The sequence below is a fragment of the Rhizobium centroccidentale genome (genome assembly GCF_030182565.1).
Lineage (GTDB): Bacteria > Pseudomonadota > Alphaproteobacteria > Rhizobiales > Rhizobiaceae > Rhizobium.
This window is the reverse complement of sequence record NZ_JAQJCG010000018.1, coordinates 128,007-152,614: the sequence shown is the minus strand read 5'-3', so window position 1 is coordinate 152,614 and position 24,608 is coordinate 128,007. Positions and strand designations below refer to the sequence as shown.

The 24,608-nt window shown below is 53.6% G+C and carries 26 protein-coding genes and 1 tRNA gene; 17 read left to right on the top strand and 10 right to left on the bottom strand.

Annotated elements, in window-relative coordinates; translation table 11 throughout:
• From PH562_RS22400 to PH562_RS22395, 3 genes are all read right to left on the bottom strand, one after another.
• On the bottom strand, positions 1-446 hold a 446-nt coding region (locus PH562_RS22400), incomplete at its 3' end, for a glycogen/starch synthase (RefSeq protein ID WP_285175698.1).
• A 303-nt stretch (positions 447-749) separates the two neighbouring features.
• A complete protein-coding gene (locus tag PH562_RS30760; RefSeq protein WP_162751446.1) occupies positions 750-911 on the bottom strand; it encodes a methyltransferase domain-containing protein in 162 nt (53 codons plus the stop codon).
• A 38-nt stretch (positions 912-949) separates the two neighbouring features.
• Positions 950-1,588 (bottom strand): class I SAM-dependent methyltransferase, encoded by a 639-nt coding sequence (locus PH562_RS22395; protein WP_113408523.1) that lies wholly within the window; start codon positions 1,586-1,588, stop codon positions 950-952.
• Positions 1,589-1,823: 235 nt separating this feature from the next.
• On the opposite strand from PH562_RS22395, the gene PH562_RS22390 reads away from it, so the two are divergent.
• On the top strand, positions 1,824-2,483 hold the full coding sequence (locus PH562_RS22390; RefSeq protein WP_113408522.1) for a class I SAM-dependent methyltransferase: 660 nt from the start codon (positions 1,824-1,826) through the stop codon (positions 2,481-2,483).
• A gap of 280 nt (positions 2,484-2,763) precedes the next feature.
• On the opposite strand, the gene PH562_RS22385 is transcribed toward PH562_RS22390, so the two are convergent.
• Genes PH562_RS22385 through PH562_RS22375 form a run of 3 tightly spaced genes read right to left on the bottom strand, consistent with a single transcriptional unit; the run spans position 2,764 to position 8,651 of the window.
• Positions 2,764-7,092, bottom strand: a complete 4,329-nt coding sequence (locus tag PH562_RS22385; RefSeq protein WP_285175697.1) for an FkbM family methyltransferase — start codon at positions 7,090-7,092, stop codon at positions 2,764-2,766.
• 5 nt (positions 7,093-7,097) lie between these two features.
• Complete coding sequence (locus tag PH562_RS22380) at positions 7,098-8,069, bottom strand: glycosyltransferase family 2 protein (RefSeq protein WP_285175696.1); 972 nt, start codon at positions 8,067-8,069, stop codon at positions 7,098-7,100.
• 48 nt (positions 8,070-8,117) lie between these two features.
• Positions 8,118-8,651: a hypothetical protein gene (locus tag PH562_RS22375; RefSeq protein ID WP_285175695.1), complete on the bottom strand. Its 534-nt coding sequence runs from the start codon at positions 8,649-8,651 to the stop codon at positions 8,118-8,120.
• A gap of 334 nt (positions 8,652-8,985) precedes the next feature.
• Between PH562_RS22375 and PH562_RS22370 the strand changes: the two genes are divergently transcribed.
• The 3 genes from PH562_RS22370 to PH562_RS22360 all read left to right on the top strand — a co-directional run bounded on the left by PH562_RS22370 (position 8,986) and on the right by PH562_RS22360 (position 11,856).
• Positions 8,986-9,657, top strand: a complete 672-nt coding sequence (locus tag PH562_RS22370) for a CatB-related O-acetyltransferase (protein ID WP_162751442.1) — start codon at positions 8,986-8,988, stop codon at positions 9,655-9,657.
• 36 nt (positions 9,658-9,693) lie between these two features.
• Positions 9,694-10,713 (top strand): alginate lyase family protein, encoded by a 1,020-nt coding sequence (locus PH562_RS22365; protein ID WP_285175694.1) that lies wholly within the window; start codon positions 9,694-9,696, stop codon positions 10,711-10,713.
• Positions 10,714-11,049: 336 nt separating this feature from the next.
• Positions 11,050-11,856, top strand: coding sequence for an ABC transporter permease (locus PH562_RS22360; protein WP_162751441.1), 807 nt, complete (start codon positions 11,050-11,052; stop codon positions 11,854-11,856).
• Between the two features lie 381 nt (positions 11,857-12,237).
• Here PH562_RS22360 and PH562_RS30755 read toward each other — a convergent pair whose 3' ends face one another.
• From PH562_RS30755 to PH562_RS22355, 3 genes are read right to left on the bottom strand one after another with little or no spacing between them, the layout of a single operon-like run.
• The gene (locus PH562_RS30755; RefSeq protein WP_113408515.1) at positions 12,238-12,504 is read right to left on the bottom strand and encodes a DDE-type integrase/transposase/recombinase; all 267 of its coding nucleotides are present in this window, start codon (positions 12,502-12,504) and stop codon (positions 12,238-12,240) included.
• 17 nt (positions 12,505-12,521) lie between these two features.
• The gene (locus PH562_RS30750; RefSeq protein ID WP_350223782.1) at positions 12,522-12,731 is read right to left on the bottom strand and encodes an IS3 family transposase; all 210 of its coding nucleotides are present in this window, start codon (positions 12,729-12,731) and stop codon (positions 12,522-12,524) included.
• A gap of 26 nt (positions 12,732-12,757) precedes the next feature.
• Positions 12,758-13,171, bottom strand: coding sequence for a transposase (locus PH562_RS22355; protein WP_285175693.1), 414 nt, complete (start codon positions 13,169-13,171; stop codon positions 12,758-12,760).
• A gap of 181 nt (positions 13,172-13,352) precedes the next feature.
• On the opposite strand from PH562_RS22355, the gene PH562_RS22350 reads away from it, so the two are divergent.
• From PH562_RS22350 to PH562_RS22335, 4 genes are all read left to right on the top strand, one after another.
• Entirely contained in the window at positions 13,353-13,787 is a 435-nt protein-coding gene (locus PH562_RS22350) for a hypothetical protein (protein WP_113408513.1), read from the top strand.
• Between the two features lie 331 nt (positions 13,788-14,118).
• Positions 14,119-14,853 carry a COG3904 family protein gene (locus PH562_RS22345; protein ID WP_285175690.1) on the top strand — a complete coding sequence of 245 codons (735 nt, stop codon included), beginning with the start codon at positions 14,119-14,121 and terminating at the stop codon, positions 14,851-14,853.
• Positions 14,854-14,904: 51 nt separating this feature from the next.
• Positions 14,905-15,417 (top strand): PAN/Apple domain-containing protein, encoded by a 513-nt coding sequence (locus PH562_RS22340; RefSeq protein WP_285175688.1) that lies wholly within the window; start codon positions 14,905-14,907, stop codon positions 15,415-15,417.
• Between the two features lie 340 nt (positions 15,418-15,757).
• Positions 15,758-16,534: a DUF3800 domain-containing protein gene (locus tag PH562_RS22335; protein WP_113408510.1), complete on the top strand. Its 777-nt coding sequence runs from the start codon at positions 15,758-15,760 to the stop codon at positions 16,532-16,534.
• An 832-nt stretch (positions 16,535-17,366) separates the two neighbouring features.
• Here PH562_RS22335 and PH562_RS22330 read toward each other — a convergent pair.
• Positions 17,367-17,456: transfer RNA gene (locus PH562_RS22330), tRNA-Ser, on the bottom strand.
• Between the two features lie 305 nt (positions 17,457-17,761).
• Between PH562_RS22330 and rplU the strand changes: the two genes are divergently transcribed.
• The 9 genes from rplU to PH562_RS22285 all read left to right on the top strand — a co-directional run bounded on the left by rplU (position 17,762) and on the right by PH562_RS22285 (position 24,524).
• A complete protein-coding gene (gene rplU, locus PH562_RS22325) occupies positions 17,762-18,079 on the top strand; it encodes a 50S ribosomal protein L21 (RefSeq protein WP_028753733.1) in 318 nt (105 codons plus the stop codon).
• A gap of 32 nt (positions 18,080-18,111) precedes the next feature.
• Complete coding sequence (gene rpmA / locus PH562_RS22320; RefSeq protein WP_004127267.1) at positions 18,112-18,381, top strand: 50S ribosomal protein L27; 270 nt, start codon at positions 18,112-18,114, stop codon at positions 18,379-18,381.
• A gap of 129 nt (positions 18,382-18,510) precedes the next feature.
• Positions 18,511-19,146, top strand: coding sequence for a GNAT family N-acetyltransferase (locus PH562_RS22315; protein ID WP_095433341.1), 636 nt, complete (start codon positions 18,511-18,513; stop codon positions 19,144-19,146).
• Positions 19,143-19,730 carry a GNAT family N-acetyltransferase gene (locus PH562_RS22310; RefSeq protein WP_113408508.1) on the top strand — a complete coding sequence of 196 codons (588 nt, stop codon included), beginning with the start codon at positions 19,143-19,145 and terminating at the stop codon, positions 19,728-19,730. The genes PH562_RS22315 and PH562_RS22310 overlap by 4 nt, the downstream gene beginning before the upstream one ends.
• 267 nt (positions 19,731-19,997) lie before the next feature.
• Positions 19,998-21,110, top strand: a complete 1,113-nt coding sequence (gene obgE, locus PH562_RS22305; RefSeq protein WP_113408507.1) for a GTPase ObgE — start codon at positions 19,998-20,000, stop codon at positions 21,108-21,110.
• Positions 21,107-22,276: a glutamate 5-kinase gene (gene proB, locus PH562_RS22300; RefSeq protein ID WP_113408506.1), complete on the top strand. Its 1,170-nt coding sequence runs from the start codon at positions 21,107-21,109 to the stop codon at positions 22,274-22,276. Before obgE ends, proB begins: the two co-directional genes overlap by 4 nt.
• Complete coding sequence (locus tag PH562_RS22295; RefSeq protein ID WP_285175660.1) at positions 22,269-23,552, top strand: glutamate-5-semialdehyde dehydrogenase; 1,284 nt, start codon at positions 22,269-22,271, stop codon at positions 23,550-23,552. Before proB ends, PH562_RS22295 begins: the two co-directional genes overlap by 8 nt.
• Before the next feature lie 37 nt (positions 23,553-23,589).
• Positions 23,590-24,171 carry a nicotinate-nucleotide adenylyltransferase gene (locus PH562_RS22290; protein ID WP_285175705.1) on the top strand — a complete coding sequence of 194 codons (582 nt, stop codon included), beginning with the start codon at positions 23,590-23,592 and terminating at the stop codon, positions 24,169-24,171.
• 98 nt (positions 24,172-24,269) lie between these two features.
• Positions 24,270-24,524 (top strand): hypothetical protein, encoded by a 255-nt coding sequence (locus tag PH562_RS22285; RefSeq protein WP_285175659.1) that lies wholly within the window; start codon positions 24,270-24,272, stop codon positions 24,522-24,524.
• Positions 24,525-24,608 lie beyond the last annotated feature (84 nt).

Here is a 24,608-nt window from a genome sequence, read left to right as displayed (position 1 = left end):
ATGGAAAGCTCCGGGCCTACGCGCGCTGACCCCATGCAACCATAGGGAGGGGTTCCTTTTGGGAGCCGATAAGGGGTCCCGTTACGACGCCGATTGACATGCACCACGCGAGGATCTAACCGCTTGACGTAGCGATAGACGCAATAAGCCTTAGAGATGGGATCAACAGGATCCGTTACCTCTTCGTCGCTCGCAACTTCCTCAGTAAGGAGCCTGATCGTCAGATTCGGATACGCTTGGTGAAATCGGAATTTGTCTTCTGGCAATACTGTCGTGTCGGTTACCAGGATGTCGACTTCGTGTCCAAGCGCATACAGGTGGAGTGCCAAGCCCAACGCACAAGCACCGATGCCGCCAGATTTGTTGAGACCTGATATTTCCTCGGTAACAACGCTGACCTTTCCAAGTGAGGTCCCCAACTTACCCACTCCAAATTCATTAAGCATTTTGAACGGCAGCCTGTGGGAGCACTCCCCATGAGGTAATATATTACCAGACTGCGAAAATGTTGCGCGGCTTATTTACGACGGCATGACTCTCCAGAAACATCGGAGAACTCAAGAAGCTTCGTGATTACTACATACACATTTCACCGACCCGATCCACGGAAACGGATGCCGACATCGGCAGCAGATGACGAATATTCAGCTTCTCAGCTTTATTCCAGATGACAAAATCGTTATCTTCATTCGTGAAATTGACTGATGAAACCCTACGTAGTTTTCATTTTGCTCCGTTCTCATGATGGCTCAGGCCAGTTCGCCTCCAACCTTTAGAACGCGAAGCATCTCCACAATCGCGCTCATGGGATCAAAACAATGATCGAGAGTGTTTTGGCAATAAACTATATCGAAAGCTAAGTCATTAAAGAATAGCGACAAATCAACTGAATGGATTGGCCTCAATTGCACTTTTGGGTCAAAGTGCTGAGAAACTGAACAGCAGAGGCTCAGTCGATTGTTTTTCGAGCCGCAAACTGACCGGCATGATCCATGATCATTATCTCGAAACCTGCCTCACGACAAAAATCTCGGACAGCTCGATAGACGCCGTAGTGTTTGTTGTCACGTCTGCACCAACAATCATCACCCAGTATAATACCTCCAGGAGCCAGCTTCTTCGATATCGCATGTAACTCGGCCAATGTCGGTCCATATTGATGCGTCGAGTCAACATAGGCCCAATCGAGGCTATCCGGCTCAAGTGAATTAATCCAATCCAAAGCCATGGCCGCGACAACGTTTGCTCCTTTAAACCGCGCAAGGCGATGCTGTGCAGCCTCAAATCCAGCTCGAGCATGTAGCGTGCCGTCAGCTGAATATTCTCCCCAATTGGGGAAAAATTCGCCGTAAAGGGTATGCCATGGGTCGACAGCAAAATATGTAATTGGCTTTGTCACTTGGACCATAAATTCGGAAAACTGGCCCGTGAACACGCCAATTTCTGCTCCTCGGCTCCAGCGGGGAATGTAATTCAAAATGGGCCTCCTCCGCTCGAAGCGAGGATCCAGTGCCTTTTCGACTACCTCGAGAGCGGGATACCTCTCGAAGATCGGAGTCATGTCTATATACTGGATATCCTCAATCATCGGTCAATCCTTTGAGCATCATGAACGTTCATAGAACGCCACAACTTTAGCGGATAAATTCGAGAAGGCTACTGATTCCCAAACATATACACCCAGCAGGGGGGTTGGCCTGTGAGTTTGGATCTGCGCTCACTCACGTGCTCCATCAGCAAGTGTAAAACAACATCTCACCTCTTGACCAGATCATAAGGGTGGCGTGTGTTGTCGGACATATCGTTGGCTGAAAGGTTTTTTGATGATCTGTTCAATATGTGGTTGCGGCGAATTTGTACCCGGATTTCAAGGCCGCGTTACAAACGGCATTAATCCGCTTTGCAATTCCTGCAAATCTGCAGAGCGGCACCGAATAGCCTTTGCCCTCTATTCCGCGGTACATCCTCTATTTAAGTCGTGGCGTGCGCTTCAGTTTGCTCCCGATCGATGTGTCATGACTGATTGGTTTGCAGAGTATGTCGGCTCGTCCTATCAGGGCGTCAATCACCTCGACATGACCGATATCGCCCTTCCCGACGGTGCGTTCGATATCGTCATCTCCAACCATGTTCTGGAACACGTTGATGACGACATGAAAGCCATTAGGGAGATGCTACGTGTCGTAGGACCAAAAGGGATCGTAAGCATGATGATCCCCACCCCGATAATGCGCTGGCAAACTACAGACTGGGGATTCGCAGATCCGAAGATCAACTATCACTACAGAGATTACGGGGCCGACTTTCCTCAGATCGTGGTCGACACAATAAGCGACGTACGCGCAGTTGTCGCTATTGGCCGCGATCCAGTAACGGGGATATTCGATTTGGTCTACTTGTTCAGCAAGAGCGATGAACGCCTCGAGCAATTGGCTCAAATCTGGCGCAGGACACCGGTACCCTTGGTGCGGCTATTCAAATAGAAATTTACGCTCCGGTTGAGAATTATCCATCGAGCATGATCTGTCGCCGCTTCTTGTGACCAAGCTTCTCAACGAACGGCTTCAGCCAATCTGCCAGTGCAACATCCAGCTCCGCCATCGCGCACACCCCTGTGAAGGTGCCCAAGATGGCCTATCATCGTAAATGGCCAGTTAATCTGCCAAAGTAGTGCTAGCCACAACGTGGGCTCCAAATCGCGCAGAAAAATCTGAAAGTCCTTCAGACTGAGGGCCTGGCCCGATGCTTAAACGCCGAGCGGCATTAACGTCGATCATAATGATAGTCAGAAAGCTTCCATCGATAAGTATCTAGAATCGACTCCTTATCATTTCCGTTTTGGAATGAGGACGAATTGATATCGCTCGGTGACATACCCTGGATTGCGATATTGGGATAAATGACGAACGATCTGCCGCTGAACGACCGAGTGGCTGCGCTTAAAGGCCCAATGTCATAGGGCATCTCCATTCGCTCTGCTCGCTCCAGCAGAAACGGCAGAATCTCGGCCTTCATGCCAACAGCATGCGATCCAATTGCGGAGCCGAGACTTCGATATAAATGCTGGCTATGCCAGCGCATCCATTTCCGATTCCAATGATATTGCAACGTCCCCAAGTTTAACAGTAGCCAATCATCGGGAAGCTCATCTGCCGCAGACGCAAAAATGCTCTGGAAATTCTTGTGAAAAATCACATCGTCGTCGAAGACGAGTAGGCTTTCAACGCCATCATCAATTGCGCGCCCTAGAATGGCGATTAGCGTTTTCAAATAAGCCCACGCTCCCGCCGAAGCGATCGCCTTGCGCCGTTGCTTCTGCTCCAGCCACATGACCCGCTGTGATTCTGTTTTCGCGTTGACGTAGAAATCAAACTCCGATGTGAGCGATCCAACCTCATTAGCCGCCGCCCACCGCAAGGGCTTAGCCACATACTCACGATATTCCGCAAGAACCTCCGGCCACTTCCCATCGACTGCTCTGAATCGCTCAGCCTTAATTCCGGCTAGGTTCAACTGGCGGTTGACGGACGTCCATCGATCGGGTCGACGCTCAAGGTTGATTACGACAACGCGCTCGAATACGTCATTTACTTGACCGCCTTTTGCCCGCGAGGCTACTTTTGGTGCGAAAAGAGGGATTGTTCGATTCTTGGTGGAGGCGACCTTAGAAATCCCGCCCGCCATCAACCTTCCGAGCTGATGACTTTCATTTGAAGCTGCCGCGTACGGCTTTATAAATGCCTTCAGTCTTAAACCATATTGACCGAAGAGCGATACGTCATTCGATCCATTTTTCAAACCGAGTTCAAATAACGCCCGCTTGGAAAAGACACTGAGGTCTCCCAAACTTCCATTGCGCCGGGCCACTAGGGTGTCGCCGATAATATCGAAGGTGGCGCTGGATTGCGCCTCTGTGACATTATCGAGAGCTGCCTCACACCAATCGGAATCAGCAAACCTGACGCAGTCGTGTGTTAGAAACCCTATATCGAAATTTAGCTTAGAGGCGAGCCTAATGAACGCTGTCCCCGCCCCATCGCGACTCTTTCCGCTAGTGTTCAAAATATGCAACTCGTTGTGGAAAGGCATCGTGCGCACAAAGGCTTGCATTTCCTGCTGCTGATGCCGCAGGATGAGCACGATCAGCCACTCCTTGCCATTCGGCCGATGATCGTAGAAGCTGTTCAGGAACGCCTCGAGATTTTCCTTCGTGGACACGGTAACAGCTACAAGGACTGCCGGCTTGCCGAATGCTTTCAGGCTCACAGGCTGCATCTGCTTTACAACGGCATCTTGTATTCGGGAGCTATCGAAGAAATTCTTCGTTTTCTTCAAAGCGTTGTCATAGATCGTTTCGAAACCGCCCTTCTGACTGTTTTGCCGAACCCACTTAAATGGCCTGTTAATGATCAACAATGGAATGTTCCGATCGCGCGCGTGCTTGGCGAGCCAGATATCGGCCATGTTACGATACATGAAGTCCGCCCGCGACATCGAAAGCTTGGTGCTATGGTAGCACATGACGCACGTCGCCAATACGTGGACAGCCTTAGTATCCGCCAACGCCGAATGGAAGTGGACCGCATGTCTGTCACCCGATGCGTAGTAATTCCGGATGGGTTGTCTCAATATGATGCCGTGCAGACCGACGAAAGCTTCGTCCTGCGTCGACTGCACTTCTCCAACAAGGCGCTCTACCAGATCCGGGGGAAAGAGTAAGTCATCGTCACATATGATCCGATAACCCGGTTCATCGTCCTCCTCAATCCATCCAAACTTGCCAGCATCTCCTGTGTCGTCCCATGTCTCTGAACGGCGCACTTTCACTCTTGGATGATCCAAGAAATCCGGGATGTTCGGATAGCCGTTCAGAAAAACGCGAACTTCATCACACTGAACGAGGAGGGATTGGACAGCGTCCCGTAGCATAGGAGTGCGGCTGGGAATGGAGGCCATCGAGGCAATTACCTTATGCCCAATTTTCCTCGAAACCCATTTCTGATGGGAATTTCCCCCGACGCGATCGAGCTGCACCGAAACCACTTGCAAGCGGTATCCGATGCGCGGCGCGGCGACAAGAATGCTAATTTTAAGATCGGAAACTCGGTGAGGCTGATAAAACCGGAAGAGCGTTTCCTCCCCCGAAAGAGGTGTGTCTGGCCCAAGTATTTCGCTTGTAGCAGCGTCAACGACTCGAACAAAAGGGCGAGGCCCGGCTGTCGGTGCCTCAAAAAACGCCTTTACTCTAACCTGATACAATCCGGCGACTTCGGTCCGGATGATCGGCGAGCCAACGCCAGGCGTACTTCTATCTTGGCGAAGCTCGATCCAACCTGCCGGCTCAAGCTTTACAGATTGCTGATGACGCCAATCGCCCCAACCTGATGCGAAATTAAAGATGGAAACGCAGATAGAGCTTGGCGCTTCGGACACGTCCTCAACTGAGTGCAAATAGACCGAGCGCACACCTCCCTCGATAAGCCTAAGCCTTCTTTCAAGCATTCGGTTTTTCTGCCGAAAATCTTCAAGAATCTCATGTTGCTTGCGCTCACTCTCGCGCAGGAGCACTAAGCCAAGCTCTTTTGCATTCGTCTTGGTCACCGATTTTATCGTGTTGGCGATCGAAGACTTCAGTGACGAAACCTCAGCCCTTTGGTCGCGAAATCCAGAGACCAAATCTCCCCGCACATCAGCAATTCTTCGATCAACGGCGTGGAGCGTATCAGTCAGCTTAATTAGAGCGTCGCCACTCATCGCGGCCATATCCTTTGTCTCTGCTCGGAGAGCTTCGATCTCGGAGGCTGCCTCTGCGATTCTGCGGCCTTGCACAATCTGCGCCGCTTCGCCGTTAAGCAGCTCACCGCGCAGCTCGACTAGTTCGCGCTCGATCGCCGCCAGTACGTTGTTGCCTGCGATTATTCCAGCAGACTGCTCTGCCACCGTGTCGGCCATCGAAGCTTTCAAGGACGCGATTACGCTGTTCACGCTTTCGATCGCAACAATAACTTTGTCGTCCGTCAGATCGCGCTGCAATAGTGCAACCTGGCTCTCCAATTGGTGCAGAACGGAGGCGATCTCCGCAATCCTGCCCTGCATAATCTGCGCCGCTTCGCCGTTAAGTAGCTCGCCGCGTAGCTCGACTAGCTCGCGCTCGATCGCCGTCAGTCCATTGTTGTCTGCGATTATCCCAGCAAACTGCCCGGCCACCGAAGCATTCAAGGACGCGATAGCGCTCTTCACGCTTTCGATCGCGACAATAACTTTGCCGAATCCTGCCGCAGCGTCTGCGCTATCCTTTCTGATACGAGCCATCAGTCGATGGCCATGCTCATCAACAACAAATCTTGTCAGCTCAATCTTCGAAAGAGCATGTGACGCAGCTCTTAGATTTTGTCTTGGATAGTCATCGACGTTTGTGCGGACGAAAACATGCGTCGGAGTGTAGTTGAAAGCATCTATGCACGAGTAGCCGAGATCGGATAGGTACTGGTCGATTAGAGACAGCTCATTTCCGTTCGAACATTCCAAAGAAATAATCGGGCTGGCGTCACTGATCGTCTTCTTCGCACCGCGAAGGACCTGCAATTCCATTCCTTCGACATCAATTTTTATGAGACGTGGGCGGTGCGGCAGCTTAATGTCATCGAGTGGGCAAAATCCGATACCTGTTCCAACGATCTCCTGAAGTTTGTAGGCGCCGAGATTATTCGCGAAATCCCCTTCGACCATTTGGCCGACACCGCGGTGATCGCTGAGGCCGATGTCATGGACTTCTACGCGGCTGGTTAAGTCGTTCGCAGCGATATTCCGGCGCAAGATGTTAACTACTCTCGGATTCGGCTCAAAAGCCGCAACAAAGCACTTGGAGACGCCGGCGAAATAAATTGTGTGATTTCCGATGTTCGCGCCGACGTCCAGCACGAAATCGCCGGGCGAAAGATAGCTTGCCAGAGCGTCAAGAAGTTCGCGCTCGTAAAATTCACGCCGTTGCTGCAACTGCAGGAAAATATGGTCCTGCGGATTATCGTGATGGACGTAAAAAAACTTGCCTCTAAAGTCAAAAGAAGTTTCAGTTTCGGTCTGATCGCCCATAACCACTACCAGCCTAGCGTTTCAATAATTTTGTTTTCGACAAGATCGCGGGCAGAAACAAAAGTAGCGGATCCTTGATAGCAGAAGCTAAGTTCCGGCGAGAGTTTCAAAAGGTCTCTATAGGCTCGATATTCTTCACTTCCATTCCAATACGTCTTCTCATCTATAGCTATATTCATCTTTCTCGAAAAATTCGGTGTGAACTTGAAATGCAAAATTCCAAGATAACATGGTGAGATAAAGTTATCCGCGTAAGGATATATGTGATGAGGATTCGCCATGAACTCGCCCGCAGAAAGCTTGAAGAGCGGGTATTTCGACATTTCTGGATTAAAGTTGTTCCTGTTAGGGCGAATAAGCCTGGTGCGAGGACCGCCCTTGCGGGAAATGATTTCCTTGAATTTGTGCTCGACATAGCTGTCACGGTCGAACATTGGATACGACTTCCATAGCGGTTTTGTGGGGTCAAATGGCACACCCAAAAGGGGGCCATTCGCATACATATCCACGAGCATTCCACGCACCCGGCGGATACCCCGTCGCTCCGCCAGAGCAATCACATCCGCGAAATGATAAGACTGGTCACCGTCGAAAACGATGTGCTCGTCAGCATCCACATAAATGTACCACCGGTGATAGCCATAATCGGCAATTACCCGATTGATCCACCCCTGCTTGCTCTGCCAGATAAACTTCCGATCGACCCTGTACAGATCGACGTCCGGCTGATTCGATAGGAATTCTATGGAGCCGTCTTCAGAATTGTTGTCGACAATTACAAACAGATCCACGCCGAGCCGCCTGTAATGATCCAACAGCGATGGCAGAAGTTCCAGTTCGTTTTTCACGACCGCTATCAAAACAAGCGGTGCCGAGCGGTAGGGTCTAACTGCCAAGGACACAGGCTTAAGTTCGACTTCTGCCGCTTCGGTGTAAACCATGCGCACATATTCAGGAAAAGCAATCAAGGCGGACACGGCGAGCCCTTCGATAGATTTATTTCAACCCCATCTCGTCACTGCTGGTCAGCTAAATTCAATGGACAAATCGGCAATTAGAAATTCGGACACCTTGGGATCTATGAAGATCACCAGTATCGGCTCTCGTTGAAAATCTAGGTGTATGTGATTTTTCAATGAGACATCGAAATCCACCCGAGATGCCCAGGTATCGGGAGAAATCTCAAATTTGGCGCGCGTGCTGAGATCGTGGCGAGTGCCATCGCTATCCCAGCCAAAGGTATGAATCGAGCCTTCGCAAGCCTGAGACGATTTACCGAATAAGATCACGGATATCTGCGAGGCCGGTCTAACTTCAAGCCAAGGCAAACGCAGTTCAAGTGAAAGCCAGCCTGTTTCCTTGTCAATTGCCGGCAGCAATTTCAACGCGACGCGACCCTCCAGATCCCCATCTTCAGGTGCGACACATTTAAGGGCGCAATTAAAACCCTTTCCACCTTCATATGATATCCAGAAATGATCTGTCAGCGTTTGATAGGCACCTGGGTTTTCAGGATAGCGCTGCGCCTCTTTTGCACTGAAGATCGCCTGGGCACGCATCAAAGCTGAGCTCCCGGAGGTTAGGTTCGAGACCATTTCCCGTAAGGATAGGGTAGAACGATAAAGCTGGAGCACTTCTCTTTTAATACCCTCCAAATTGTGTCCAATCATAAGGGCTTGCCTTTCTAACCAAATAGACTTCAACGTCTGATATTAAAAATGAATCAGATGCTCCATCGAAACGATGCCAACTTTACGTTTCTTCACAACTATTGCAAGAGGTGAAGGTTAGAGGCACGACAACCACTTAATGTTGCAAAGGCCAAATTTTCCGACTGCGGCACCGCGAAATTTGCCAACACAAACTGCGTCAGCTACCCAAGCCGATAGTCGCATGACCGAAGGACATGGCAGATCGGAGGATCCGAACTTGGAATTACTGCTGAAGAATATATTCGCCCCAAAACCTTTTTTTGTAGAAAATCCTGTACGATTAAGCTCCGTCAGCATTTTTCAAGATGTTTACATAGGAAAATACAGTTATATGAACGATGGAATGATCAGAGAGCAGGTCGATATCGGGCGCTATTGCTCCATAGGCCGCAACGTTTTGATTGCCGCGGGAGATCATCCACTGGACTGTCTAACCACGCATCCGATTGCCTTTCAGGCCGCGGCCCGCCCGACAAGACCAACCAACTCGAATCGACAATCCAAGCATGATCGCACGCTCATCGGCCACGACGTGTGGATCGGTGACAACGCTGTAGTCATAAAAGGTGTCCACGTGGGGATCGGAGCAGTGATCGGAGCGAATGCCGTCGTAACAAGGGATGTCGCTCCCTATTCAATTGTCGGAGGTGTGCCCGCTAGACATATACGTTATCGCTTCTCCGAACCGGTGATCGCGGCACTTTTGGCCTCAGAATGGTGGATGATCAGCAATGCGTCGCTCAAGACGCTAGATATGAATAATATTCAGGAGTGCCTTGCGAAGACAAGCTCTATGAAAGATCTCGGGCATGTAGATCACATTAATTATGTGAACGGTCTTGAAATCATGTAACGCTTACATGCGGTCATTCCTTGGAAGGAACTTATTTTGCGCAATCCTTGGCAAATTCCCGCGTCTTTTCTCGCGATTTCGATCTTCATCGCTGGCGGCACTTTGGATGCAAAAGCCGAAGATCAGACAAATCAATGCAGCCCCATTCCTCCCCTTATGAAGATGGACGAGATCAATTTTTATAAAGATTCTGCGGGCTCTCTTGCGGATCCGGCCAAGGAACAAAAGAATATCGAGCTTCGTGCGGGACTAACAGCGTTTCTAACGCGAGTCGAAAAGGCCTACGATCAAGAAGGAGCCAATTTCCAGTGTGCGGAGGTTACGATTGCACAATGGGCAACAGCGGGAGCGCTGCTGGTCTCGCCAACAAGTGCGACGGCGCGCGTAGATAGGGTGTTTACCGCCGTCGCTCTCAATTCTATTGCACTGAAAGCAAAGAGGGTGGGAAATCCACTATCCGCGCCCGAAATTGCGTGGCTCCGTGCCCTCACCGATGCGGTAAGGGCGGATTATGGTCCCAATAGTCTTAGAGACACGCCATATTTTAGAAATAACGTGTTTTTTTGGTCCTCAACAGCACTGGCGTTGTATGCACTGCTTTCGCGAGATCCCGCCTATATTGAGGCCAGCAACCAAGCATGGCACGACGTCATTGGGCGCATAGACCAAAATGGCTACTTGCCCGCGGAACTGCATAGGGGAAGCCGAGCATTGATCTATCATCAGCTGTCCTACTCGGCCCTCTTAATCTTACGGGAGACGCGTATCGCGCTTGGTCAACATATTAGCCAGTCTGACGACGCTTCGCTGAAAAGACTTGCGTCGATCATCGGCCAAGCGCTTTGCGATTCCTCCACAATGTCGAAAGCCGCAGGTGTTCCCGACCAGGAAAAACCTGGCGAGTGGGGTTTTCGAGTGTCGATAGCATTCGGCGCCCACATTAACAGCCCGGATTGGTCCCGTTGCGGTTTGTTGCCGAAATCTGTCGTGGATATCAAATTCGGTGGCGATCTCTCCGCGACACGCGATGCAATTTCAGATGTCGGAAAACGTTAGAGTATCGAGACATACGCACCAAAAGGCCTCTGCATCCCTTTCCTGGAGCCGGGCCAGCATGGCTCGCGTAATTGTATGTCGCGATCACCTAAGCAGCCGACTTTGAAGAAGTGTGCTCAACAGCAAACGACTGGGCGAAGCGGCAACGAAGAGACACCTAAAGGAATTCAATAACCTCAAGTATTTGATCTTGGCTACAGAAGCGGCTCTGGGTATTATAATCGCCGCGTGTATTTTCGGCTGCTCGTTCCACTGACTTCCTTTTATCGGATATCACAACTAATGGTAAATTCCGATTCCCCAAGATCAGAAGAAAAGGCTCTCCCTGAGAGGGTCATGAGGCAGCTGATTGCTCCGAACCGTCGCCCCATCACTGAGGCTCTAATTGATAAAAAGAATGTCATGAGTGCTGTGATGCTACGCGATATGCGAACGCGATTTTTCAACCATGGCCTTGGTTTCATAGTCGTTCCGCTCTGGCCTTTGGCGCACATGGGTATCATTATCATGATTCACTCTTATGTTCACCAAGTGCCTGCATATGGGGACAATTCCGCTGTTTTTTTCATGACGGGAGTATTGCCATTTTTGGCGTTTAGCTATGTGTCGCGATTTATGGCATTTTCGCTGGTAACAAATCAGTCGATGCTGGCATTTCCCGCCGTTAAAATCTCCGACATTCTGATGGGCCGTGCGGTACTAGAAATTATAGCATCGTTTATTACGCTTATCTTCATGATGACTATATTCTACATATCTGGAATTGACCCTTATCCGGCAGATCTACAGAGCGCAACACTCTGCTATATATCCATGCTATATCTAGCCTTCGGAACTGGATATTTTATTGGGATATGCTCCATAATTACGCCATTATTACTTACTTTTTTTCAGCTATTTATAATATTACTTTACGTAAGCTCCGGGGTATTTTTTTCCGCATCGAATTTACCTGAAAGCATTACTGAATACATTGCCTATAATCCTATAACTGTTTGCATTGAATGGTTTAGATCGGCATATTTTGAATCATATAGCGATAAATTAGTTAGCGCCCCATACGTGGTTGGATTCGCGACAATCTTGCTCCTTCTCGGGTTAACTATCGAGCAGACATTTGCGCGCAGCTTATCCGATAAATAAGAATAAAGACAGCTTTTGCGAGCATAAAGAAGGGGCGGATTGATTTGCGTTGAGAAGCCGACCGGCGATCAGTTCTCGGCGTAAATCGGCTCAGTTGCATCGAGAAGTGAGCCACCTCTGGAGTGAACCCCTCCGGCTGGACCAGCGGTGCGCTTCAAACTAAGCCGCCTGCTGGGCGAGTTGAATTTCAAATTCTGCTGGTGACCTGTAACCGAGGGCTGAGTGCAACCGCCTGGCACTGTAGATCTCGTCGATGAACCTGGGCAAGCGGTCAGCCACGCCCGCGAAGGTCTCCGCAGCCGGCGGGGTAGAGATCTTCCACTTTCAATGTCTTCATTAAGCTCTCTGCTTGCGCATTATGATAAGGGTTGCCCACGGCGCTCATGGAACCCTGTAGACCAGCGACATCAAGCCCCGTCGATAGGTCTCACTTGCGTATTGGCATCCGCGATCTGTGTGGTGAATGCAGCCAGGAGGAGGCTTTCTGCTCTCGATGGCCGAATGCAAGGCTGCCGACGCCAGTGGCGTGTCCAAGCGGTTTGATAGGCCGTAACCGACGACTTTCCGGCTGCAGGCATCGAGAATGACAGCCGGATAGCAGAAACCAGTTGCAATGCGGATATATGTAAAATCAGCCACCCAGACCATATCGGGCCGCTCCGGGATCACTTGCGGTAGAGGTTTGGGTAGATCGGTGAATCGTGGTTACTGTCCTTCGTGCGAACGTAGCGCTTGCGAGGTTTGATCCCCAGGCCGTTGGCACGCATGACACGCGCTAACCGCTTGTGATTGAGGAGTTGGCCTGGCCGGTGAAGCTTGTGCGTCACACGACGACATCCGTAGCAAGGTAGATCGTCCTGGATGTCCTCTATGATTGCAACGAGCTCGGTATCGCAGAGATTTAAAGCTTTCGCCGTCGATCGGTAATAGTTAAGTGCTCCTCGGAAGATTGATCATTTTGCGCACCTGTCTGACAGAGCAGTCCGGAGACCGGTGATGATGGAGGAGCTCCCGCTGTCGCCGGCGATCGGCTGGCGCGGCGTTTTTTCACCAGGTCCAGTTCCATGGTAAGCTGGCCGACTTTGCGTTCGAGCGCCGCAATGTGGGCCTCGTACTCGGCGGTAACGCTGGCCTCAGCCTCCTCATCGTTCAGTTCGCCGCGATCGAACTGCGTTAGCCATAGCTGGATGAGGTTAGCCGAAACGCCATACGTGCGCTGTGCATCACGCCGTCCGATGACGCCGTTTCGTATATCCTGGCAGAGCTGCAGCTTGAATGGCGTCGAATGTCGGCGATATGGACCTCGGGACTTCATGAGCCTTCTCCGATTGGAGCCCGCAGAGTGTATCAGTTTTTCCGTGTCCCGTGGTCCAGCCCGAGGGGTTCACTCCACTCTTTCGCGCACTCCCGAAGGCTGTATTAATGATATATTAAAATTCAATTTGACGTAGTAGTAGTTTGTGCGATGGTGTTCCCGGGCAACTGAGGGGTTATCCATGAAATCAGGGTTTTTAACTCGGCGCGTGAGCGCCGTGGTGATTTCGGTCGCGCTTGCGGGTTGCACAACAACCCAAGCAGAATTCAGCAAAAAGCCGGCCGCTGTTAGCAAAGCAGCACTTTGTAAGACGGTGCTCGAAACACAGGATCCTGTTTTTCAGCAACAACTCTTAACCGAGCTAAACCGCCGCCAGATAAGCGTTCCCGACTGTCAGCAGATGGTTATCCAGCAGAGGCAGGCGGCTGCAGCCTTGGTTGCGGTCGCGCTCGTTGGAACTGCGGTAGCGGTCTGTGCCAACAACAATTGCGGCGGTGGATCTTCTTACACGCCCACCCCGCGATATCCGGGCAACTGCTATTCCTATTACGACCGCGCGGCGGATGGAACGCTATGCGGGAACCGCAGCGCCATGTCTCGTCCTGGCGGGTGGTGACACTACTTGTCAGCTGTTTACCGTTCATGAAATGCCACTGCTCAATAGTGCCAGTAGGCGTGGTGTTTGGAGCCGCGATGGCTGCCGGCGTATAAACTTTCGAATTGTTGCCACTGCGATATCTCCAACTATTGCTGCCGATCACGCGTAGGATGCCCCCGGAAGAGGAGCCAAGGATTATCTCGCGTAGGCAAAGGTATTTCAGTTACATCGATAGCAGCCAGAAGGGTTTAGCAGGTAACCCCAGCCCAAATTATACGTATCCGAGCGGAAGATAGATTTGCAATCGCCCATGCCGTCTAGTTTGTAAACTGTAGTTTGGGGTAGTGTCATGCGTAAAGTTCTTAATTCTGCGCTTCACGGTATTGCGGCCTTGTTGGCTAGCGTGGCGATAACAGCATCAGCCCTAGCGGCCGAAAATAGCTTCGGTCCGTTCTCGGTTGATGATGCCAAACCGGACGTCATAACTCTAGGCGGAGAGATTGATGCCGGTTCCGCATTGAATTTTCGACGCGCGCTTCAAGCTGCTCCGAATGCCAAGCTCGTCACTCTTAATAGCATCGGCGGAAATGTTCAGATGGCATTGCTAATCGCCGATGACATTCATCAGCGAAAGCTGGCCACATATATTCCGAAAGATAGCAGGTGCTTCTCCGCATGCTCCTACATATTCTTGGCTGGAGACGAGAGAAAAGCAGACGGCCAGCTAGGCGTTCACCAGATATCATCAGACGCACCTGATTTGGTGGGAGCCCAACTCGCGATTTCCGACATTATAGATCTACTCAACCGCTTCGACACGCCTGTTGAAGTGATGAGCGTCATGTTCAAGACGCCACCCAATGACATGCATATTTTCACGGCGGACGAAATCCAACGCTACAAACTCAATCGAACCGGCACAGAGCAGCGGCCGACCACGGCTGCGGTTTCACCATCAACAGTGCCCGGCACTAGCGGAAGCTCCCCACCGACGCAGAGCACCGCTCCGCCATCGCAAACGCCACCAGTCGCGGCATCGGCATCCACGCCTCCAGGTTCGCAAGATACGCAAGCGCTGCTATAGCCCATCGAGCAGTTCACGAAACGACCGAACAGAATTGCGATCTACACGGGCATGGACCTTTTCGGCGATGATATTTCGTCAATCAGAACAAGCGATGCTGCCGAATGCGCGCGGGATTGTCTCGTCATGAACGGCCAATGCAAAGCATTCACCTTCAATACCAATCCTAAGATCAAGAAAGGGCCGAACTGCTTCCTCAAATCCAGTGCCGGCCGGGCGCATGGCAACAGCGTCGCTTTCTCTGGCAGATTCCTCAGCGGTGTCGATGCTGATCCACTCACATTTACGCTTGGAATGATCGACCCGCAGAGCGCACTTTTTCACGGCGTTGATTTACGGGGTGGTGACCTCTCCCCGCGCCCTCACGACACAGCCAAAACGCCTCTGGCTTGCCGTCTGACCTGTGTTGATGATAATCGCTGCATGGCTTTCACTTATAACTATTCAAGGAAGCAGTGCTGGTTGAAAGGATCGATTGGCACACCGATGCCCGGCCAAGGAATGGTGAGCGGCGTTAAGAAATTTCAGACATTTTCGCCGGTAAAAATTATAAGCTTGAATTAATTGTGAGCTATGCAATCTGATAGACATACCCTTACCCAGGTTCAAATTATCCAGTCACTGGCGGACGCGCTCTCCCGGCTCGAAAAAGGAAATAAGCTGTCATTTGATGATGCCGTGAATGTCTGGTTGCGATACTGGTCTGGCGAATTCCAGCAGCATATTGCGGCCAGCTACAGGCCTCCAGTTTTTGCTGAAGACCTGCGTAGGATGCCCCAACAGGGCGCCAAGGATTAATTCCGGCATCAGGATTGCGGAGTGTAGGCGATGCCTAGATACAGGGACTCTACAGCTGTCATCATGTTATTAAGATGATGTCAGCAGTTGATTCGAAGGAAAGCCCGTGCAGTTCGGCGACTATATTGTGTATGTGGACGAAAGTGGCGACCACAGCATGACATCAATTGATGAAAACTATCCGATCTTCTCTTTAGCTTTTTGTGTATTCAAGAAATCTGACTACGTTCAGTCGGCTGTTCCGGCCATGCAAGACTTCAAATTCCGATGGTTCGGCCATGACACTGTCGTAATGCATGAAGCAGACATAGTGAAGCGGCGCGGTCCATTTCACTTTCTTCAATACGATAAACTGAGAGAGCGATTCATGGCAGATCTGACCGAGGTTATCGAGCGGATGCCCATGACGGTGATCTCCTCAGTGATACGAAAGGACATGCTGAAACGGAAGTATGTGCGCCCGGAAAACCCCTATCAGTTGGGTCTGCTGTTTTGTATGGAAATGACCCACTCTTTCATCAAACATAACGGAAATCATGATCAACAATGCCACATCGTCTGCGAGTCTCGAAGTCCGCGAGAGAAAGCCGGACAAGGCAAAGAAGACGGAGCGCTTGAGCTCGAATTTCGACGCATCGCGGCTGGCGATCATTTTTTACAGGGCGGCAAAGAACAATCGAAAATGCCTTGTTTCGACCTCGTTTTTGCATCAAAACTAGCTAATTCTACAGGTCTCCAGATCGCCGACTTGATCGCTCGTCCGATTGGACTACGCATCCTAAAAGGGGGACAGCCGAATAGGGCCTTCGACGTGATAAACCAAAAGTTTTGGAGAGGGCCAACGGGGCGAAGTCTGTCTTTTGGCCTTAAAGTTTTCCCCTGAAAGCGAAAGGCCCCGGTAAACCGAGGCCACAACGCCGACCAGGAACGAACCCCAATCCATTTGATTTCAATATAGTGTTTTTTCGATAAAAATCAAGAAAATTCAAACGGTTGTGAGAGAATTAGTTAAGTGTATGTAAAGACTCTGCTATTCCTTTGCCGCGCACAACGATGACCTGCTGCGGATGCCCATGGCGTAGGTCATTTCTTTGCCTTAAGTTTGCAGCCGAGAGATTTGTACCGAAGCTGTACGCGCCTACGGTTGCCATCGCCCTCTGGGCTTGCTGATCGTCGCTATGTGATCTCCAAAGGCTGTTGAAGATCACACGTGTGTATGCCCTGAGACGGACACCAAGGAATATCTTAGCTAGGGAGTTAATTCAGCAGTTCAAACTCATCAATTCCGACCAGGATATTGTGTGTTCTGCCGTTCTCCCAGCGCACGACATATGTAAGAGGCACATCTTCATCGGGATACGCCTCAGAGATATGGGTTATTACTCCGAGCGATCCACGAGTTACTGGGTTCGGATCGTTTGGCATATGTATCAGTTTAACCTTGTCGCCAACACTAGCCGTCATTCTAAATAACCTTCCATTTAAAATACAGGAGGCCTACAACCCTGGAGTTAATAAACTCTAAGCCTCCTCACAGTAACGCAATAACGGGATCGTGGTCGGGAGAGGCTCGGCACCTTGCTACCCGCCGGCGCAATAGGTCTCTCAAGCCCAGGACGTGCCGGCAGTGTGGCCCTGTATGACATCCATGGCTAAGGCCGGCTTGGATGAAGATTAAATATTAGCGGGAAAGCCTTTTCACATAAGGCCCAAAATGGCGGAGAGGGTGGGATTTGAACCCACGATACCCTTGCAGGTATGCCGCATTTCGAGTGCGGTGCATTCGACCACTCTGCCACCTCTCCGGTTATGCTGGTCGGCGCTTGTTCGGCGCGGGCTGTCTCATAGCGACAGAAGAGAGGGATGGCAAGGGTGAATATGAAAGCTTTTCATCCTTTTGCCTTGACAGATCAGGGACGCTTATATATCCCGTGCGACGCAATAGGTGTGGATAAGTCCGCGCCTTGCCAGCCCTGCTTCGCGCAGGGTTTCACCGGCAGATCTTTTTGAAGGCTCAAGCCTTTGGAATCCCTGCTAAGTTTCGACTGATAAAAAGACGGCCGCTCGTCCTTAAGGCGAGAGAGCCGGAACGAACATGAAAGGATAAAAAATGTTCGCAGTCATCAAGACCGGCGGTAAGCAATACCGTGTGGCAGCCAACGACGTGCTGACCATCGAGAAGCTCGAAGTGACCGCCGGCGACACCGTAGAATTCACCGAAGTCCTCGTTATCGGCGAAGGCGCCGACGCTGCGATTGGTGCTCCCTTCGTCAAGGGCGCTTCCGTCAAGGCCGAAGTGGTCGAGCACAACCGCGGCAAGAAGGTTATCGCCTTCAAGAAGCGCCGTCGTCAGAACTCGAAGCGTTCGCGCGGCCATCGCCAGCATCACACTGTTGTCCGCATCACGGACATCGTGGCTGCCAAGTAAGTAACGGGATCAAGGTTTAAAGGAGAACTCCAATGGCACACAAAAAAGCTGGCGGTTCCTCGCGCAACGGTCGCGATTCCGAATCCAAGCGCCTTGGCGTGAAGAAGTTCGGCGGCGAAGCCGTCATCGCAGGCAACATTATCGTGCGTCAGCGCGGCACGCAGTGGCACCCGGGTTCCAACGTTGGCCTCGGCAAGGATCACACGATTTTTGCGCTTACGGCGGGCAACGTGAACTACCGTACGAAGGCCAATGGCCGCGTGTACGTGTCTGTAATGCCGAAAGCGGAAGCAGCGGAATAAGCCGGTAGCGCTCTAAAACAGCCGGCGTCTCATCGACCCGGCTGACCGCATCAGGTTCAGTCCAGAAAAAAGGGGAGATGGGGCGCCATCTCCCCTTTTTCTTTACCCTCAACCAAGGAGGACTGAACCATGCAAGGCGAATTGTTAAGGGAAGACCAATCAAGGTCTCCCGAAGAACGGCTGAGGCCGGATAGGTTAAGGACCGATTGCCCCGTCTTACTGTCGGAAAGGCTCGTTCTGCGCGCGCCCCACGAAGAAGACATCGACGCCCTTGCCCATCTCGCCAACAACGCCAATGTCGCCACAATGGTATCGCGTATGCCGCACCCGTATACGACCGCCGATGCCGCCGATTTCGTGCGACGCACGAAGCTTGGCGAGATTGGCAAGTGCGTCTATGCCATTACCAAAGCCGACAACGGCGCCTTTCTCGGTTGCTGCGGGGTGGAGCCCACGGGCGATCCGAACACGGTCGAGATCGGTTACTGGCTGGGCGAGCCCTACTGGAACCAGGGCTATACGACGGAAGCGGCCCATGCCCTCATCGACATGGTCTTCCGCACGCGTGAGAATGTCGCACAGATCGATGCCCGTTGCCGGGTAACGAACGTCGCCTCCAGGCGTGTCGTCCAGAAGTGCGGCTTCCAGTTCCAGGGATCCGGCCTTGCCGCTTCGCTGGCACTCGGCAGTACGGTACCCGTCGAATGGTACCGGCTCGACCGAAAGACCTGGATCTCGCTGCGCAGCTGGGGAGGCATGAGATGAACGCTCTCGCCCTCACCCGCCGCGATGCCCGGATTTTGACGCCTGGGCCGACGCCGGTCATCCAGACCGGCCGACTGACGCTGCGCCCGCACCGGCTCAGCGACGCCGATATGATTGCGGAATCGCTTTCGGATTTCGCCGTCACCCGCATGCTGGCCCGCGTTCCCGCGCCCTATGACCGGGAGGATGCGCTCGACTGGCTGGTCGAGCACACCTCCGGCCTCGGTGTCGATTGGGAGCTCGCCATCACCGAGCGGGATGACGCCCATATCGGCTGCGTCGGCATCGAGCTTCGTCACGGCCGCTGGCACCTCGGTTACTGGCTGAACCGCTTCTACTGGCGGCAAGGCATCATGACCGAAGCGGTCAAGGCTGCGCTCGAACGTTTTGCCCGCCGCATGCCCGAAGTCGCCGTTCATTCCGGCGTCTTCGCCGACAATTCGGCGTCGCTGAAGCTGCAGCAGAAGCTCGGCTTCGAGATCACCGGCTGCTCGGAGATCTACAGCTTTGCCCGCAACACCATGGTTCCGCATATCGAAACCGTGCTGAAGCCGGGCGCGCTGCGGCTCTCGCAGGCGGCCTGAGGCCCTGAAAATCGGTCATCGCTGGCCCGCCCGGCGATGACCATCATGCCAATCGCACAGTTCCGCCCTTTATGGTGCTGGAACCGCACGATATTCTTTGACCTCAGCCCGAAGCGCCTATATCGAAGGCGACATGACGGGCAAACGGCCGCCCTATGTATCTTTTGGATGCAGAGGAAGCGGCAGATATTGAAAAGAGCGCATAGGCTTTTGTGAATCCCATTCGATCCGAAGGGATATGCGCCGACACCGGGTGACGGACGTAAGATGAAATTTCTCGATGAAGCAAAAGTCTATATTCGCTCAGGCGATGGCGGCGCGGGCAGCGTCTCCTTCCGCCGCGAGAAGTTCATCGAGTTCGGCGGTCCGGATGGTGGCGATGGCGGCCGTGGCGGAGACGTATGGGTCGAGGCCGTCAACGGCCTGAATACGTTGATCGATTTCCGTTACCAGCAGCACTTCAAGGCGAAGGTCGGCATGCATGGCATGGGCAAGAACCGCGCCGGCGCCAAGGGCGACGACGTGACGCTGAAAGTGCCCGTGGGAACGCAGATCTTCGAAGAAGACCAGGAAACGCTAATCTGCGATTTGACCGAAGAAGGCCAGCGCTTCCGGCTGGCCGCCGGCGGTAATGGCGGCTTCGGCAATGCCTATTTCAAATCCTCGGTCAATCAGGCGCCGGACTGGGCCAATCCGGGCCTCCCAGGCGAAGAAAAGACCATCTGGCTACGGCTGAAGCTGATCGCCGATGCCGGCCTCGTTGGCCTGCCGAATGCTGGAAAATCGACCTTTCTTGCCGCGGTCAGCCGCGCCCGGCCGAAAATCGCCAACTATCCCTTCACGACGCTGCATCCTAATCTCGGCGTTGCCACCATCGACGGTCAGGAATTCATTCTGGCCGATATTCCCGGTCTGATCGAAGGCGCCCACGAAGGTGTGGGCATCGGCGACCGCTTCCTTGGCCATGTCGAGCGCACCCGCGTACTGCTGCATCTGGTCTCCGCCCAGGAAGAAAAGGTCGGTAAAGCCTACAAGACCGTGAAGCACGAGCTCGAAGCCTATGGCAACGACATCACTGACAAGCCGGAGATCGTCGCCCTCTCGCAGATCGACGTGCTGGATGAGGAAACGCTGAAGAAGAAGACGCGCGAGCTGGCGCGGGCCTGCGGTAAGACGCCCTTCCAGATTTCGGCCGCCACCGGCCGCGGTATGACGGAAGTGCTGCGCGCGCTACGCGACGTGATCGTCGAAGCCAATGCCGGCGAAGCGGATAAGCCCGCGAAAACGCCGAAGCTGCGGCACCGAGACATGCAGCTTTCCGACGATGCGGACGAAGACGACTACGAACGCCGTGGTGACGACGGGGATCATCAGGGATGACTGCCCGCAAGCCGCTCGATCGCTACCGCCGCATCGTCATCAAGATCGGCTCCGCCCTTCTCGTCGATCGCAAGACGGGCTTGAAGAAATCCTGGCTCGACGGCATGTGCGCGGATATCGCCGCCCTGAAGGCCAAGGGCATCGATGTGCTGGTGGTTTCCTCGGGCGCGATCGCGCTCGGCCGCTCCGTGCTCGACCTGCCCTCGGGCGCACTGAAGCTGGAGGAGAGCCAAGCGGCGGCGGCCGTCGGCCAGATTTCGCTCGCCCGCGCCTGGTCGGAAAGCCTGTCGCATGACGATATCGTCGCCGGCCAGATCCTACTGACGCTTGGCGACACGGAAGAGCGCCGGCGCTATCTCAATGCGCGCGCGACCATCAACCAACTCCTGAAGATCGGCGCCGTGCCGATCATCAACGAGAATGATACGGTCGCGACCAGCGAAATCCGCTATGGCGACAATGATCGCCTCGCCGCCCGCGTCGCCACCATGTCCGGCGCCGATCTGCTGGTACTGCTGTCCGACATCGACGGCCTCTATACCGCCCCTCCGCATCTCGATCCGCAAGCCAAATTCCTCGATACCATCGCCGAGATCACGCCCGAGATCGAAGCCATGGCCGGCGGCGCCGCCTCAGAACTGTCGCGCGGCGGCATGCGCACGAAGATCGATGCCGGCAAGATCGCAACCGGCGCCGGCTGCGCCATGATTATCGCATCCGGCAAGACCGAAAGGCCGCTGAATGCGATCGAGAGCGGCGCCCGCTCCTCCTGGTTCGCGCCGTCTGGCACGCCCGTCACCGCCCGCAAGACCTGGATTGCCGGGCAGCTGCAGCCGGCCGGCGAATTGCATGTCGACGATGGCGCAGTGACCGCGCTTGGCGCTGGTAAGAGCCTGCTGCCTGCCGGTGTCCGTAAAGTCGTCGGTCATTTCGGCCGCGGTGACACCGTCGCCGTCATCGGCCCCTCCGGCCGCGAAATCGCCCGCGGCCTTGTCGGCTATGATGCCGAAGAGGCCCGCCAGATTACCGGCCGCAAATCGGCTGAGATCGAGGCGATCCTCGGCTATGCCGGCCGCGCCGCCATGGTGCATCGCGACGACCTCGTCATGACGGCATCCGTCAAGACGAAGGCCGAGAAATCGAAGAAGGATGAAGCTCATGCTTGATACTGTCGCACAAAGCCCCGACATCGACGCGCTGATGAACGATATCGGCCGCAAGGCCCGGGCTGCGTCGCGACCGTTGGCCTTCGCGTCGACGGAGAGCAAGAACAAGGCACTGAATGCCATGGCAGATGCCATTCTGACTCGTAAGGATCATATCCTCGCTGAAAACGCGAAAGACCTGAAAGACGTCGAGGGTACCGACATGCTCGCCTCCTTCGTCGACCGCCTGACGCTGAACGACAAGCGCATCGCCGAGATGGCAGACGGCATCCGCGCCATTGCTGCCCTGCCCGATCCGGTCGGCGAAGTCATCGCCGCCTGGGATCGTCCGAACGGCCTGAAGATCGAACGCGTCCGCACGCCGCTTGGCGTCATCGGCGTTATCTTCGAAAGCCGCCCGAACGTGACGGCCGACGCCGGCGCACTGTGCCTGAAGGCAGGCAACGCCGTGATCCTGCGTTGCGGCAGCGACTCGCGCCGCTCCTCACAGGCAATCCATGAGTGCCTGGTCGAAGGCTTGAAGGCCGCCGGCCTGCCGGAACATGCCATCCAGCTTGTGCCCGTCAGCGATCGCGCCGCCGTCGGCGCCATGCTGCGCGGCCTCGAAGGTAATATTGACGTCATCGTGCCGCGCGGCGGCAAGAGCCTCGTCGGACGCGTGCAGACCGAGGCGCGCGTGCCGGTCTTTGCCCATCTTGAAGGCCTCTGCCACATCTACATCGATGCCTCGGCTGATCTCGACATGGCGAAATCCATCGTCGTCAACGCCAAGATGCGCCGCACCGGCATTTGCGGTGCCGCTGAAACACTGCTGGTCGACAAGAAGGTCGCTTCCACCCATCTGAGGCCGCTGCTTGACGGCCTTGCCGCGGCAGGCTGCGAAATCCGTGGCTCCGCCGATGTCCTGCAGCTCGTTCCCGGCCTCAAGGCGGCCACGGAAGAGGATTGGACGACCGAATATCTGGCCGCGATCATCTCGGTCGCGCTGGTCGACGGCATTTCCGGTGCCATTGCCCATATCGGCAAATATTCGTCGAACCATACCGAAGCCGTGATTGCCGAAGATCCTGACGTTGTCGAGCGCTTTTTCACCGAGATCGACTCGGCGATCCTGCTGCACAATGCCTCGACGCAATTTGCCGATGGCGGCGAATTCGGCATGGGCGCGGAAATCGGCATCGCCACCGGCAAGATGCATGCGCGCGGGCCTGTCGGCGTAGAACAGCTCACTTCCTTCAAATATCGCGTTCGCGGCACCGGACAGATACGGCCCTAACGTGCTGACAGAAGAGATCGATCAACGCTATCTGCGCATGCCCCATGCCGAGCGCGGCATGGTGGTCGGTCTTTTCGGCGGGTCCTTCAATCCGCCGCATGAAGGGCATGCACTGGTTGCCGAGATCGCCATCCGCCGGCTTGGCCTCGATCAGCTCTGGTGGATGGTAACGCCGGGCAACCCGCTGAAGAGCCGCAATCATCTGGCGCCGCTTGCCGAACGCATCGCGCTCAGCGAGCAGATCCTCCACAATCCGCGCATCAAGGTGACAGCTTTCGAGCAGACGCTGGGCATGAGCTACACGGCCAATACGCTGGCGCATGTGAAGGCGCGCAACCGTCATGTCCACTTCATCTGGATCATGGGCGCCGACAGCCTGAACACGTTCCATCGCTGGCAGAAATGGCAGGAAATCGCGCAAACCTTTCCGATCGCTGTCATCGACCGGCCGGGATCGACGCTCTCCTATCTCTCGGCCAAGATGGCCAAGACCTTCCACTACGCGCGCGTGGATGAAGATGACGCACGCGTACTCTGGAAGAAGCGTGCGCCGGCTTGGACCTTTATCCATGGACCGCGTTCGGCACTGAGCTCGACCGCCTTGCGCGCCGCTCAATAATTCCGCCAATTTTTTGGGAAGCCTGAAAAATAAAAAGCCCGACGCGGGAGGAGGTGCGTCGGGCTTTTGAACCTGATCAGCAACTGGGAGGAGGAGAGTTGCTGATCCATATCGGACGGCATTGGGAGGAGGAGATCGCCGTCTCGATGATTATGTTTTACCAGATTCTACCGATTGATAAATGGGTGATTGCGCAATGCAGCAATGCATATATGGCATGGCTGCTAAAATTTTCTGCCCAAAAAACGCTTCTTTTGCGAGTTTCCCGCAGCTTGATTTTAAGTGTTAGACTTAATTCGGCGAAAGAATGGCGCGAGATCCCACGTTTCGTAACGTTACGTCTTGCTTCGTGAGCGTTCGCCAATTCACTGAGCAAATTCAGTCATGCATTTTTGTGATGCTCAAAACCACTCATATGCGCTGCGCTACGGAAAATC

Bases quoted from the DNA above. Each gene is read 5' to 3' on its own strand.
- PH562_RS22310 (WP_113408508.1), top strand. From the start codon at position 19,143: ATGAACGCTCTCGCCCTCACCCGCCGCGATGCCCGGATTTTGACGCCT.
- PH562_RS22315 (WP_095433341.1), top strand. From the start codon at position 18,511: ATGCAAGGCGAATTGTTAAGGGAAGACCAATCAAGGTCTCCCGAAGAA.
- PH562_RS22395 (WP_113408523.1), bottom strand. From the start codon at position 1,588: ATGATTGAGGATATCCAGTATATAGACATGACTCCGATCTTCGAGAGG.
- PH562_RS22375 (WP_285175695.1), bottom strand. From the start codon at position 8,651: ATGCGTGCCCAGGCGATCTTCAGTGCAAAAGAGGCGCAGCGCTATCCT.
- PH562_RS22360 (WP_162751441.1), top strand. From the start codon at position 11,050: ATGAGGCAGCTGATTGCTCCGAACCGTCGCCCCATCACTGAGGCTCTA.
- PH562_RS22370 (WP_162751442.1), top strand. From the start codon at position 8,986: ATGACCGAAGGACATGGCAGATCGGAGGATCCGAACTTGGAATTACTG.
- PH562_RS22340 (WP_285175688.1), top strand. From the start codon at position 14,905: ATGGACCTTTTCGGCGATGATATTTCGTCAATCAGAACAAGCGATGCT.
- PH562_RS22345 (WP_285175690.1), top strand. From the start codon at position 14,119: ATGCGTAAAGTTCTTAATTCTGCGCTTCACGGTATTGCGGCCTTGTTG.
- rplU (WP_028753733.1), top strand. From the start codon at position 17,762: ATGTTCGCAGTCATCAAGACCGGCGGTAAGCAATACCGTGTGGCAGCC.
- PH562_RS22295 (WP_285175660.1), top strand. From the start codon at position 22,269: ATGCTTGATACTGTCGCACAAAGCCCCGACATCGACGCGCTGATGAAC.
- PH562_RS22390 (WP_113408522.1), top strand. From the start codon at position 1,824: ATGATCTGTTCAATATGTGGTTGCGGCGAATTTGTACCCGGATTTCAA.
- PH562_RS22385 (WP_285175697.1), bottom strand. From the start codon at position 7,092: ATGGGCGATCAGACCGAAACTGAAACTTCTTTTGACTTTAGAGGCAAG.
- obgE (WP_113408507.1), top strand. From the start codon at position 19,998: ATGAAATTTCTCGATGAAGCAAAAGTCTATATTCGCTCAGGCGATGGC.
- PH562_RS30755 (WP_113408515.1), bottom strand. From the start codon at position 12,504: ATGGTCTGGGTGGCTGATTTTACATATATCCGCATTGCAACTGGTTTC.
- PH562_RS22355 (WP_285175693.1), bottom strand. From the start codon at position 13,171: ATGAAGTCCCGAGGTCCATATCGCCGACATTCGACGCCATTCAAGCTG.
- proB (WP_113408506.1), top strand. From the start codon at position 21,107: ATGACTGCCCGCAAGCCGCTCGATCGCTACCGCCGCATCGTCATCAAG.
- PH562_RS22290 (WP_285175705.1), top strand. From the start codon at position 23,590: ATGCCCCATGCCGAGCGCGGCATGGTGGTCGGTCTTTTCGGCGGGTCC.
- rpmA (WP_004127267.1), top strand. From the start codon at position 18,112: ATGGCACACAAAAAAGCTGGCGGTTCCTCGCGCAACGGTCGCGATTCC.
- PH562_RS22350 (WP_113408513.1), top strand. From the start codon at position 13,353: ATGAAATCAGGGTTTTTAACTCGGCGCGTGAGCGCCGTGGTGATTTCG.